At 48.3% G+C, this 13,580-nt stretch carries 8 protein-coding genes; 6 read left to right on the top strand and 2 right to left on the bottom strand.

Translation table 11 applies throughout. The annotated features are described in order from the left end of the window. The first annotated feature begins 71 nt into the window (after positions 1–71). Positions 72–3,143, top strand: coding sequence for an NACHT domain-containing protein (locus AC56AD_RS07840; RefSeq protein ID WP_012508290.1), 3,072 nt, complete (start codon positions 72–74; stop codon positions 3,141–3,143). Between the two features lie 251 nt (positions 3,144–3,394). Next, positions 3,395–3,994, top strand: a complete 600-nt coding sequence (locus AC56AD_RS07835; RefSeq protein ID WP_012508289.1) for a DUF8462 domain-containing protein — start codon at positions 3,395–3,397, stop codon at positions 3,992–3,994. A 106-nt stretch (positions 3,995–4,100) separates the two neighbouring features. Here AC56AD_RS07835 and AC56AD_RS07830 read toward each other — a convergent pair whose 3' ends face one another. Beyond that, the gene (locus AC56AD_RS07830; RefSeq protein ID WP_012508288.1) at positions 4,101–5,300 is read right to left on the bottom strand and encodes a leucine-rich repeat domain-containing protein; all 1,200 of its coding nucleotides are present in this window, start codon (positions 5,298–5,300) and stop codon (positions 4,101–4,103) included. Positions 5,301–5,596: 296 nt separating this feature from the next. Here AC56AD_RS07830 and AC56AD_RS07825 point away from each other — a divergent pair, with 296 nt between their 5' ends. The 3 genes from AC56AD_RS07825 to AC56AD_RS07815 all read left to right on the top strand — a co-directional run bounded on the left by AC56AD_RS07825 (position 5,597) and on the right by AC56AD_RS07815 (position 9,511). Continuing rightward, positions 5,597–7,966 (top strand): glycoside hydrolase family 65 protein, encoded by a 2,370-nt coding sequence (locus AC56AD_RS07825; protein ID WP_012508287.1) that lies wholly within the window; start codon positions 5,597–5,599, stop codon positions 7,964–7,966. Positions 7,967–8,075: 109 nt separating this feature from the next. Next, positions 8,076–8,417, top strand: a complete 342-nt coding sequence (locus AC56AD_RS07820) for a type II toxin-antitoxin system RelE/ParE family toxin (RefSeq protein ID WP_012508286.1) — start codon at positions 8,076–8,078, stop codon at positions 8,415–8,417. Between the two features lie 2 nt (positions 8,418–8,419). Further along, positions 8,420–9,511: a HigA family addiction module antitoxin gene (locus AC56AD_RS07815; protein ID WP_012508285.1), complete on the top strand. Its 1,092-nt coding sequence runs from the start codon at positions 8,420–8,422 to the stop codon at positions 9,509–9,511. 119 nt (positions 9,512–9,630) lie between these two features. On the opposite strand, the gene AC56AD_RS07810 is transcribed toward AC56AD_RS07815, so the two are convergent. After that, entirely contained in the window at positions 9,631–9,780 is a 150-nt protein-coding gene (locus tag AC56AD_RS07810; RefSeq protein ID WP_190273980.1) for a hypothetical protein, read from the bottom strand. Between the two features lie 184 nt (positions 9,781–9,964). Here AC56AD_RS07810 and AC56AD_RS07805 point away from each other — a divergent pair, with 184 nt between their 5' ends. Further along, positions 9,965–13,534: a DNA polymerase III subunit alpha gene (locus AC56AD_RS07805; RefSeq protein WP_012508284.1), complete on the top strand. Its 3,570-nt coding sequence runs from the start codon at positions 9,965–9,967 to the stop codon at positions 13,532–13,534. The last annotated feature ends 46 nt before the right edge of the window (positions 13,535–13,580 follow it).

The raw sequence follows: 13,580 nt of genomic DNA, 5'->3' as shown, positions 1-13,580 counted from the left end.
AAGTCGATCAATCCGATTGGCTGTTTGGTGGGAGTTGATGCGCTTGGCTTTGCAAATCAAGAGCTGAAAAAATGAACAGACGAACAGATGATAAACAAAGTCGAATTGTACATGTTCTTGTCGCATCTCCCTCTGACGTTGCTGCAGAGCGGAAAATAGCCGATGAGGTAATCCGTACCTGGCATATCCGTCATCAGTTGTCTGGACTGAGGCTGGAACCGGTGTTGTGGGAATCACACGGTGCTCCTGAATGCGGTGACAGGGTGCAGGGAATTCTCAATAAACAGATTGTTGACGAGTGTGATTGTGCCATCGGTATTTTCTGGACACGGATTGGTACTGATACCGGTGTGGCTCCGGGAGGAGCTGTTGAAGAGGTACAGCGGTTGATGAGCAAGGGTAAGCCGGTCATGCTCTATTTTTCCAAAGCCAACTACCCATTGAATCTTTCGGATTCCGGCAAGGTAATGGAGTTCGCCGGTCAGTTGACGAGACTTGCTGAATTTAAAGCTTCCCTGCAAGGGTATTCGCTGTTGTGGGAATATGACAGTCAGGATAGATTTCGTCAAAACCTTCTGACTCATCTCGACATCCAGATACCCAAGTGGTTTGGGCCTGAAGCCACAGCTCAAGAGCGCGTTGTTGTTTCGCCGAAGCTCGATGCTGCTTCGGCCCTCAAACGTTACCACTCAACCCTGGCGAGACAATTGGGCAACATCACCCTGACAGGCTCTCCCGTCATTACAAATTTTTCAGCAAAGCTCTCCGACACTTTTGTTTCTTTATCTCTTTCTGGCACATCGCGTTGCGAAACACGCATCCATGCCGCAGACGAACCGTGTGTGTCGCAAACTGAGGAGCGTACGAGCACTCCTGAAGAGGTTATGCGTTTTGTTTTCCAAAATTACCCGTTACTGCTCGTTATCGGCGATCCTGGTTCAGGAAAAACAACCCTGCTGAAATACTATGCGCTCTCCTGTCTCGACAACGGGCGCTGTACTCAGTTTGGGTTCAGCGAAGACGTCAATGTTTTTTACTTTCCGCTGCGTGAACTCAAGAAGGGTGATAGCGGCTATGCCTCACTGCCTGCAATTCTCTCTGGATGGTGTGAAAAAAATTATCTCACTCTTCCGGATACACTTTTTTCTGGCTGGCTTGAGGAGCCGTCATCTCTTGTGCTTCTCGATGGTCTGGATGAAATCAGTGATGTTGACGAGCGGATTGCTGTCTGTAGCTGGGTTGACAGGATGGTTGAGAGGTTTACCTCTGCCCGCTTTGTGGTGACTTCACGGAGCACCGGGTACCGGAAAGGAGATGGCATTGAGCTTGAAGCGAGCCATCTGCGTGCCGACATTATGGATTTTTCCAAAGAGCAGCAGGCGGAGTTTTTACAGCGCTGGTTCAAGGCCGCATTTCTGGGCGAAATTCCACCAAGCGTTGGAGATAAGGGGAGATGGCGAATTCTTCAGGAACAGAAAGCAGACCAAAAAGCCGATGCGATTATTGCTTTTCTGTCACAGGATAAAAACAGGAGTTTACGTGCACTGGCAGGGGTTCCTCTGCTGTTACAGATTATGGCTATGCTCTGGAAAGATCGGGAGTATCTGCCTGGAAGTCGTTTGAAGCTCTACGATGCGGCGTTGAACTACATGCTTGATTATCGCGACCGTCGCAGGGGAATTGACCCGCTGCTTGCGGCAGAAGATGCTCGTCGGGTGCTGAGCCCGGTCTCTCTCTGGATGCAGGATGAGCTGAAAAAAGATGAGGCTGACCGGGATAAAATGCAGGATAAAATGCAGGAGCTGCTCGATACGCTCTGCAATTCGCTGCCAGCATCGGAGTTCTGCCGGAATCTTGTTGACCGGGCTGGTCTTCTGGTTGAGTACGGTGAAAAAGAGTATGTTTTCCGGCACAAGTCATTCCGTGAGTATATGGCGGGCGTTCAACTGCTCAAAAACATGCATCGGATGGGTTATCTCGACATCATCGTTACCCGGTTCGGGGACGATTGGTGGCAGGAGCCGCTTCGCTTTTTTATCGGTCATGTTGATGATGCCGATGTGTTTGATTCCTTCATGCAGAAGCTTTTTGATTCACCGGTCACTGAAAACTTGACACAAAAGCAGCAGGACTTGCTTGTTGCTCTTGTTGAGGAGGCGCCGCAACGGAAGATTGATGCCTTGCGCCAAAAACTGCTTGATCCGGCGACCACGCAAAACCGGCAGCGCTATTTGCTTGAGTGCCTGAAAACTATCGCAAAACCGGAAGCGCTTGCCGTTGTGAGGGAGTTCAAGCAGTTGGGGTTGTCGAAAGAGGAACGGGTTATTGTTGCTGTAACACTCGACAAGCTTGGTGCAGAGTACATCCTGATCAAAGGCGGAACATTTATCTATTCTCGGACGAAGAAGCCGGAAACCGTGCCTGATATGTACGTTGCAAAATACACGGTGACCAACCAGCACTACCGCCGCTTTATCGACTATCTCGATGCAAAGGAGCCGGAATTTGCTGAAAGAGTGCCCGTTGAAACATACCGAAAGAGCTTGCAGGAGCTGGCATCGGGCATAAAAGGATTCAGCAATTGGCTGAAAGAAGAACCCTCTTTGGTCAGCCGCTTTCGCTCATTTTATGATGATGACAAGCGATTCAACAAGGATGAACAGCCGGTTGTCGGGGTGAGCTGGTTTGCCGCCAAAGCCTGGTGCCTCTGGCTTTCGCTGCTTGAAGGGGAGAGGGCACGGTACCAGCTTCCGGATGAAGTGCAGTGGGAGTGGGCCGCAGGAGGCCAGCGCGACAAGCGGGATGAAGTATTAAAGGTTAGGGACTATCCCTGGCCCGAAGAGAAGGGTAAGCCTGATAAAACACGGGCTAATTATAACAATCACGAGGGGGGAACGACACCTGTAGGCCGTTATCCTGAGGGAGCAACGCCTGAGGGGCTCTACGATATGGCGGGCAATGTGTGGGAGTGGACAGAGGATTGGTATGATGAAGATAAAGACAGGCGTTCGTTACGCGGAGGGGATTATAGTGATAAAGCTGATGCTCTGCGCTGCTCCTCCCGGCTCGACCTCAATCCGAGGAACAGGGGCTACTTCATTGGTTTTCGAGTGATTCGTTCCAGTCATTCTTCCTCTTCCTGAAATTCTGATCCTCTGTTATCTGGAACTCTGAAAAAGAAAGTTCACTCAACAGGGAAAAACTGACATGGGGGGGCTTGGAAATTTTTTTTTTCAATAGACAGTACGGCAGTTTTTTGCGCTGGTGTCATAAGGGAAGTTGCGATGATAATGCATATGAACGAATTATATCGTTTTTGTTGTATAGTGTTGTATAATGGTGTATAAATTGGTATAAAAGAATATAACTCTCAATAAAACAGGACTCTCGATGGATGCTATCAGAAATCCATTCTCTCCCGGCGCGGGCTCTCCTCCTCCGGAACTGGCAGGACGTGATATCTTATGCAGAACGGCTCTTTAATTTTCCTGACATCGGGGCGCTCAACGAGCAGGATGCTGCCAAAGCGCTTCAGGAACCTGTTGGTGAGGCTGGGGTCTTATTTGACGGTGACGCCCTCCACGAAATTTTTCGCCTGACCAAGGGGTATCCCTATTTTCTTCAGGAGTGGGGCTATCAGGTTTGGAACCAGGCCGAAAGCTCACCCATTACCTTGTCGGTTGTCGAGAAAACAACCAGACTTGTCGTCAACCGTCTGGATGAAAATTTCTTTCGGGTGCGCTTTAATTGCCTTACCGATCGTGAAAAAAAGTACCTGCGTGCAATGGCCGAGCTTGGCCCGGGCCCCTATCGCAGTGCCGACATCTCCACGGCTCTTGGTGTCGAAATTACAGCGCTCAGCTCCGTGCGCTCGGGGCTCATCAAAAAAGGAATGATCTACAGCCCTTCGCATGGCGTGATGGCCTTTACGGTACCTCTTTTTGATGAATTTATGCGCCGGGCTATGCCGGAAGTGGATGGGGAGCCATTGTAACGGTGTCAACCATAGGGTTTACCAGGAAAGATAGAATGGGAATCTGGGGCAGCAAGGCAGGGGCGCGATGATGTGTGGCGCCCCTGTTGCATGTGGCGGGGATTGCCTATGCTTTCAAAAGTACTTCGCACTCCGGGTGGAGTTCAATGAATCGTTCAAGCTCTTCCTGGGGAATCCTGCCTGCTGAAAGTTCTATCTTTTCGAGGTTCTGAAGATGCATGAGGGGGGCGATGGAGCTGATGGCGGTGTTCGACAGATCAAGCTCTTCAAGGTTGGCGAGCTCTTCGAGGGGGTCTATATTGCTGAGCGGCGTGTTTGCAAGGCTCAGTTCACGAAGATCGGAAAGCTCTCTGAGTGCTTCAATATCCTTGATACCGGTTTTGTTGCAGCGGAGGTATTCAAGACTTCTGAGTTTGGAGAGCGGCGTTATATCGATGACGTTTGAGTTGTCGATGCCGAGTTCTATGAGATTTTCGAGATCTGTGAGTGGTTCAAGCGAGGAGATTTCTGTTTTGTAGCAACTGAGTTTTTCGAGTTTGATGAGCTTTTTGAGCGGGGAGAGGTCATCGATGACGGTTTCGGAACAGTAGAGCTCTTCAAGATTGAGCAGGTTGCTGATGGGTTCAAGTGAGGTGATCTTGGTGCTTGAGATCCAGAGGAGCTTCAGCCCGGCAAGGTGACGCAGGGGTTCCAGTGATGAAAAGTCGCAGTCGAATGCGTAGAGGCGCCGCAGTTTTTCGAGGTGCTGAAGCGGGTCGAGATTTTCGACGGGTGACTCGTCGCAGCGGAGCTGTTGGAGATGTTCAAGGACGCGAAGAGGCAGGAGATTATGGATTCGACGATTATCGCAACGGAGGTGGGTTGTTTCAAGGAAGTCAAGCAGCTCCTGGTCGGAGGGATCACGAACAACTTTCAGGGTTGTTTTGACAATCTCCTTCCAGTCAGCGGTGAGGGCGTTCCACCATTTTTTTCGTGCGTTAGACTCTTTCAGGAGTTCGGCTCTGGAGATGCTGTCAAGGTAGGCAATTTCATCCGTTCGGGTGAAGCTCTGTCGTGCGCTTTCCTGATGAGATTTTGCGCCGCATGAGGCTGGATCGTTGGTGCTGACATTGAGCTTTTCGGTTAGGCAGCGGGTATACCACGCAGCTTTTTTTTCCTCAATGTTTTGATGGTGAAATTCCTGGGATTGCTGGTCAAGGGAGGAGATATCTTCAAGAATGTCATTACCGCACCGAGCGCATACCGCACTTTGCATGGTGAGGGGATAGCCACAGACAGGGCATTGATTGTAGGTATTTTGCTCCAAAGTGATGATGGCAATTACTTCATTGAAATAGATACAGGAATAAAACAGGCTGGCATTTCGTTAAAAAATAAGAAAAAAAGCGTTACCGCCATAAAGAGGAGTCTGAAAATCCCGATAAAGTTGATGCCAATTGGTTTCTGCACCGTAATTCTGAGGAGTGAGTGGGGAAAATGGGTATAAACTTTTAAACCGCAGCTTTTGTTCGAATTAGAGTGTAATACGTTATTTTCTCATCAGTAAGGCTGTTGCCGGATGGGTTTACTCATCATCAGGAATAAAGTGGGGGAGGGGGCATTATGGTAAGTGGTTCTTTGCAGGAGGCTACGGATGACAGATTGGTGGTTAAGGCGTTGCTTGATCTTTCGGCGGAAGAGTGGCTGCTGAGGCGGAAGGGTTTTCGCAACAGTGAAAAGAGTGTACAGGTTAATGAGACGCTTTTGACCATCGGAAATGGTTATCTCAATATCCGGGGGAGTCTTGAGGAGTTGCCTCCCGGAAATGCCGGTGGTATGTATGTGGGGGGGATTTACGATAAATCTGAAGCTGATGTGGAGGAGTTGGTTAAGTGTCCTATGTGGACTGATGTGTCGGTCTGGAGTGATGGCTGTAAATTCTGTATGACTACTTGCAAGGTGCTCAGCCATGAGCAGATCCTTGATATGAAGAAAGGGGTGCTGCATCGGAGTACGACGCTTGTGAATCCTGCAGGCCAGATCGTGCGGCTGGAAACGGCTCGCCTTGTTTTCATGCATGATGTGCATCTGGGGTACATGATGGTAACGGTAACCCCGATCAATTTTTCCGGCCCGATCCGGGTTCTCAGTGGTTTGAACGGTGAGGTGTGCAACAGGGGCTTTTTCCCCCGTGAAAAGCTCAAACATCTGCAGCTTGAGAGAATCGAGCGTGGCCGGGCTTTGATGTATATCGAAATGAAAACCAGAGAGCGGGGTATACGGATTGCTGAAGCGGCTTCATGGAAGCTTGTTTCTCCTTTTATGCAGAGTTTTGCCTGGGAACCGAGGATTTATGGTGAGAAGTTCACCAGCGAAATAAGCCTTGAGGCCCGTCAGGGTGAGAGCTATGTTTTTGAGAAATTGGTTGTTGTTGCTACAAGCAGGGAGTTTGTGGCTGAAGAGATGTTCAAGGGTACAATCTGCAAATTGAAATCCTTTGTTCGCACTGGAGTGGTTCCTGAAATAACGGCTCATCTGAAGGCATGGAATGAAAAATGGAAGCAGGCGGACATTGTTCTTATAGGGGATGAGAAGGCTCAGCATGCAGTGCGTTTCAATGTCTATCAGTTGCTGATCAATGCGCCTTCCCGCCCTGCCGGTATTGGAGCAAAATTTCTGAGTTCCGAGGGTTATCTGGGTCATGTTTTCTGGGATACCGAGATTTTTATTCTTCCGTTCTATGTCTACAATTTTCCTGATGTTGCCCGGAATATGCTGTTATACCGTTACAATACTCTCGACGGGGCAAAGAAGAATGCGCTGAAAATGGGCTGTAAAGGGGCGAAGTATGCATGGGAGTCAGCAACGACCGGAGAGGATGTTACTCCGAGGTTTGCTTCAAAACTTGAGCGAACCATTCGGTTGATTTATACCGGCACAGAGGAGGATCATATTGTTTCTGATGTGATCTATGGTGTTGAAAAGTATTTTCGTGTCACTGGTGATGACAGTTTTCTTGTGGATTATGGATTTGAGATGGTCTTTCTTACGGCGAGATTCTGGGCATCGAGGGTTGTTGAGGAGGGCGATCATTATGAAATTCGTTGTGTCATTGGCCCTGACGAGTTTCATGAGCATGTCAACAATAATGCCTATACGAATTTTATGGTGAAATGGCATCTCGGGCTTGCTGTGCTGCTTTTCAAGTATATGGGCAGGAGCTATTCGGGAATTCTGGATGATCTTGTCGCCAAAATAGGGCTTGAGAGGGAGGAGGTGGATGTATGGCTGGCTATCAGCAGGAAACTCAGGCTCACCTATGATCCCCAAACAAGGCTTTTTGAGCAGTTTGACGGCTACTTTTCCCTGAAAGATTATCTCGTTGAGAAGTTTGACCGCAAGGGTCATCCTGTGCTTCCCGAGGGGATTGATTACAGCAATATACAGTCGACACGGTTGATCAAGCAGGCTGATGTTCTCATCATGATGATGCTCTTTCCCCATTCTTTCAGTGATGAGGATAAAAGAGCCAATTTTGATTTTTATGAGAAACGTACGGCGCATGCATCGTCACTGAGTCACTGTATTCATGCCATGATGGGCCTCTCTGTCGGGATGCGCACAAGGGCCTATCACTATTTTATGAAGACGGCGCTTTTTGATCTGGAGAATCTTCATGAAAACACGGCGCTGGGGATTCATGCGGCTGCGGTTGGCGGTACATGGCAGACGGTGATCTCGGGTTTCGGAGGTTTTTCGATAAAGTCTGACCGGATGGTGTTGAAACCGTGGCTGCCGAAAAAATGGGAAAGCCTTTCGTTTTGTGTACAGTGGAGGGCAAGAACCGTTGAAATTACCATTTTCCATGACAGGGTTGCATTGCTCGTCATTTCTGATGAAAAGCTGTTACTGCCTGTTACGCTCTACGAGAAAACCTGGAAGATTATGACGAACAAGCGATATGAACTTCCCTATTGTGTCGTGAAACGCTGACGTTTTTTTCCTGACCAGGCAGGGGCTGATCTTTGGTGATTATCAGAGTTATTCTTCATTTGTGATATTTTGATGAGTAGTAAGTGTTCATAATTTTATTAAATTATTGATGGACATTTCGTTTGAGGGTAAAGATCTGAGGAAATATGCAAATGATGATCGTTTGGCAGTGCGTAAACTTGGGTCGAGAAGAGCGGAGCTTTTCAAGCAACGGCTCGATGATCTGAGAGCAGCAGAAACTCTTGAAGATGTCCGCCACCTCCCGGGACGATATCATGAATTGAAAAATAATCGTAAAGGTCAATGGGCATGTGATCTGGATCAGCCTTACAGGTTAATCTTTGAACCTCATGAAAACCCTGTTCCTGAGACTGATCATGGTCAATATATCTGGCTAAAAATAAGGGGAGTTGAGATCGTTGAGATAGAAAATTATCACAAAGAGGGTTGAAAATGTCGAAGCGTAATGAATATATCCCGCAAACGGTGACCCATCCCGGGCTGACGTTACGGGAAAAGCTGGTTGAACTGGGTATGAGCCAGAAAGAATTTGCCGTGCGTACCGGAAAACCAGAGCAGACCATTGTCAAAGTTATCAATGGAGAGAGCTCTCTTACTCCCGATATGGCGGTGCAGTTTGAATCAGTACTTGCCATCCCCGCCAATTTCTGGCTGAAGAGGCAGCAGAACTATGATGAAGCGGTTGCAAGGGAAAAACGCCGGGATCTATTCATCTCTGGAATTGATTGGGCTCGTTCATTTCCCTGCGCGAAAATGACTCAACTGGGTTGGTTGCCAAAAACCGAAGAGGAGGAGCAACAAGTTGAGGCGCTCTTATGTTTTTTTGGAATTTCCGGCCATCAGGCCTGGGAAGACTTTTATTGTGGTCTCAAGCTGAAGGTGAGCTTTCGAATATCGTTAGCCCACTCTCGTGAGCCCTTTGCAATTTCTGCATGGCTTCGTCAAGGTGAGTTGGAGGCTGCGAAGCTCGTTGCCCCTTCGTTTAATGCAAAAACGTTTAAAACAAATCTTGGAAGCATCAAAAAAGTCATGGCAGGGCATCCTGATGATTTTTTCCCGCTTCTGCAGCAGCTCTGTTTAGAGGCGGGGGTAAAGGTTGTTTACACACCGTGTCTGCCGAAAGCCCCGATTCATGGTTCAACCCGCTGGTTGCACGATAACATCCCATTGATTCAACTCTCAGCACGGTATGACCAGAATGACCGATTCTGGTTTACCTTTTTTCATGAAGCAGGCCATATTCTTTTGCACGGCAGAAAATATATATCACTGGAAGATGATTGTTTCGATGCAGAGGATAAGGCGAAAGAAGATCAAGCGGATGCTTTTGCCGTACGATGGACTTTTTCTGAAGAAGAGGAGCGGGCTGTTATTGAGTCTGGAGCATTGACGGAAAGCGAGATCATTGATTTTGCACAAAAATTCGGCACACATCCAGCTATGATCATAGGACGATTCAATCATAAAAAATTGCTTCCTTACCACATTGGTCGTCACTTTATTCAGCCTGTTCATTTTGACTGATCGTTTTAACCAAATGACGTCCATATACCGTCCATATACCGTTGTACTCTACCCAATCACCTCAGACTTATCCCTCGGCATGTCATCCGCCGGGAGGAACCTCACGCTTGTTCTATCGCTCAAGGATGCTTCCGCTCCAAAAACCACGCAGCCTCAAACCAGTTCTTCGTTGAAGCCAGCTCAATATTTTTCAGGTGAAACACATCAGCCTCCGCCTCAACCCGCTCAGCCGCCAGGTAGAGGACAGAGACCCCAAAACTACCCGGCACCGGGCGTATCACTGATGTTAATGCAGTGAACGTCCTCTTTCAGAAGAGAATAATAAATTCACCCTTCAAAAGTTTACTCTCTTCATTTCCTTGTTTATCTTGATTTTCGGGAATATTTCCAAAGTATAGGGGTGGTTCAGAAAACGGAAATATTGGAATTTAAGGATGAAGGATCGTTATCGATATGGATTTTATACATTTACATGCTCATACGCATTATTCGATGCAGAGCAGTCCAATTTTTCCGGATGAAATTTTTTCTGCTGCGGTAAAGTTTGGCATGAAGAGTGTTGCGGTTACCGATTATTGCGCAATGTTCAATATGCCGGAGCTGTTCAGTGAGGCAAAAAGTGCCGGGATCAAGCTCATTATCGGCAGCGAGTTGTTACTGCTTGAAACCGATGCTCACCAGCATAGTCGTATTCCTGTCTCTCCTTCGCTGGTGCTTCTGGTTCAGAATGATGCGGGATATCGCAATCTCTGTATTCTGCTTTCACGTGCGGCGAGGGAGGGGTTTGTTAATGGTATGCCGCATATTGAAAGCCGTCTGCTTGAAAGCTGTCATGAGGGTCTGATTGCTCTTTCTGCTTATTCTGCAGGAAGAATAGGTCGGGCGCTTCTTGCCGGGGCCACGGATGAAGCTGAAACGTTTGCGGCCTACTATAAACAGATTTTTGGGGATCGCTTCTATCTGGAATTGCAGCGCCATAATACCCCTTTTGATGACAAGCTTAATGAGCAGACAATTGCCCTGGCGGAAAAATTAGGGATTGAACTTGTCGCTACCAACAATGTCCACTATCTCGAAAGAAAGGATGCTGACTGTTACCGGGCGATGGTTGCCAACCGCACCAAGGAGAAGCTCTCGAACCAGAATCTCCAGGCTCTTGCAGGAAGCGACCATTATCTGAAATCTTCCGGGGAGATGAGCGCTCTCTTCAGTGATGCACATCGGGAGCTGAGTAATACGGCGCTGATTGCCGGGAAATGTTCTTACAGTTTCAGTGACAAAGAGCCTATTTTGCCCCATTTTCCTCTTCCTGAGGGGTTTGAGAGCGAGTTTGCCTATCTCCGTCATCTGACACTGGAGGGGGCAAAGGAGAAGTATGCTGACGCGGATGCTGATGGTATCAGCGCTGAGGATGTCCGCGCGAGAATCGAGCTTGAGCTTGGTGTGATCGAAAAGATGGGGTTCAGTTCCTATTTTCTTATTGTCAGTGATCTTATTGCGGCTTCCCGGCGTCTTGGCTACTCTGTAGGACCGGGAAGGGGATCGGCTGCCGGGAGCATTGTTGCCTATCTGACTGGTATTACACGGATCGACCCGCTCAAATACAAGTTGCTGTTCGAGCGGTTTTTAAATCCCGAGCGTTCCTCAATGCCGGATATCGATATCGATTTTACCCCTGTCGGCAAGCAGAAGGTGCTTGAGTATACCGTTGAAAAATATGGTACGGAGAGTGTCGCAAAGGTTATTGCGATTGGTACTTTTGCTGCCAAGGCGGCTATCAGGGATGCTGGAAGGGTGTTGGAGGTTCCGCTGCCCCTGGTCGACAAACTGGCTAAACTGGTGCCTGTCAAGCCGGGTATTACGCTTGAAAAGGCATTGAGTGAAGCGAAGGAGATGCAGCAGTTTGCCGAAAGCACGCCGGAACTCCGAGAGTTGATCCGCTATGCCCGTGCTCTTGAAGGGAGGGCGCGGAATGTTTCCATGCATGCGGGCGCTGTTGTGATTACTGACGGGCGGCTTGAGGAGCAGGTTCCGCTTTATGTTTCAAACAAGATTGAAACTGAGGTGCGTAAATTTGCTGATGAGATTGATCTTGATGAACCCGATCATGTCAGGGGAAAGGCTTCTGACGGCAGCGAGGAGAAGCAGGTTGTTACCCAGTTTGACAAGAACTGGATTGAAACATCCGGACTGCTCAAGATTGATTATCTCGGACTTGAAACCCTGGCGGTTATTGATGAAACGCTCAAGATGATCAAGCGGCGCCACAACCTTGATATTGAGCTTGAAAAAGTTCCCATGAACGATCGCAAAACGTTCAGGATTTTTCAGGAGGGGAAGATGGCCGGTATTTTCCAGTTTGAGTCGTCGGGGATGCAGAGCTATATGACACGCCTTCAGCCGACACAGATTGGTGATATCATCGCCATGAGCGCACTCTATCGTCCGGGGGCCCTTAATGCAAGAATTGATGAGAAGCGGAATGCTGTCGATCTTTTTGTTGATCGCAAGCATGGCCGTGAGGCGATTGATTACATGCATCCCATGCTTGAGACGATTTTGAAAGAGACCTACGGCGTTATTGTCTATCAGGAGCAGGTGATGCAGATATCTCAGGTTATGGGTGGTTTTTCTCTTGCAAAGGCGGATAATCTGCGCAAGGCGATGGGAAAAAAGAAGCCTGAAATTATGGAGAAGTACAAGGCTGATTTTGTTCAGGGAGCCATCAAGCAGGGGGTACACGATACACTTGCCACAAGGGTTTTTGAACTTATGGCTGAGTTTGCCGGTTATGGGTTCAATAAAAGCCATTCGGCGGCTTACGGGGTGCTTGCATACTGGACGGGGTATCTGAAAGCTCATTACACGATTGAGTTTGTGACGGCTGTCCTGAACAGCGAAATTGGTGATATTGAGCGGATGAAACATTTGACCGATGAGGCCAAAAGTTTCGGTATTTCGACGCTGCCACCCTCGATCAATAAAAGTGATGCGCTTTTTGCGGTTGAAGATGCTGGCGGACGTTCGTTTATCCGTGTGGGGTTGAGCGCCATCAAGCAGGTTGGTGCGGCTGCAAGGGCGGTTGTTACTTCAAGGCTTCGCAGAAAGCGTGATTTTGTGAATTTGTTTGATCTGGCGGCATCGGTCGATTTGAGGGTCATGAATCGCAAGGCGCTGGAGTGTCTGATTCTTTCGGGGGCATTTGACGAGATCGACCAGCATCGTGCCCGCCTTCTTGCCAATGTTGACAAGGCGTTTAAATTCGGACAGATGCAGAATCGCTCCGTGACGCTGGGGCAGTGTGGCTTTTTTACTGCTGAGGAGGGGGCGGAGCTTGAGGAGGCGCACTATCCTGACATGGATGCAGCCGAGATGATGCCCGAGGCTGAAAAGCTGTTGCATGAAAAGAAACTGGTCGGTTTTTACCTGAGCCATCATCCACTTTCACCCTATCGTCGTGACTGGCAGGCTTTTGCAACGCTGCAGCTTGATGCCAAGGAGGTTGTTGCGGCAAAACAGTATAAGGTACTTGGTCTCATTGTATCGGTGAAACCCTATCAGGACCGCAAAGGCAAGCAGATGCTTTTTGGCATTATTGAAGATTTTACCGGCAAAGCGGATTTTACGGTCTTTGCCAGTCTTTATGAGCAGTATGGCCATTTGATAAAACCTGAAGAGGTCTTGATGCTCGTTGCTGAAGGAGAGGTGAGTGGAGGTATGCTTAAATTGCTTGTCCGCGAGATTATTCCGATCAAGAAGGTAAGGAACGCTCTCGTTAAAAAAGTTGTCCTTAAAGTAGATGCTGATGATCAGTTGCAGATGGAAAAACTTGGCAGGGTTAAAAAAATTTTTGATGCGAACAAGGGTGGAACACCGGTCGAGTTTGAGGTAAAAGCGCAGTCTGGCGAAAATATTGAGACGATCAGTATTTTTGCCCGGAGTACTCCTATCGATGCCGGGGAGAGCACTATTGAAAAGCTTGAGGAGGTTCTTGGCCCCGATAATGTGAGGATTTCCGGGTAGGCAGATTTATTGATATATTTTTGTTACTTTCTCCACTGATCGATTG

The organism is Pelodictyon clathratiforme (genome assembly GCF_982375515.1).
This window is presented reverse-complemented; position numbering and strand designations above follow the sequence as displayed.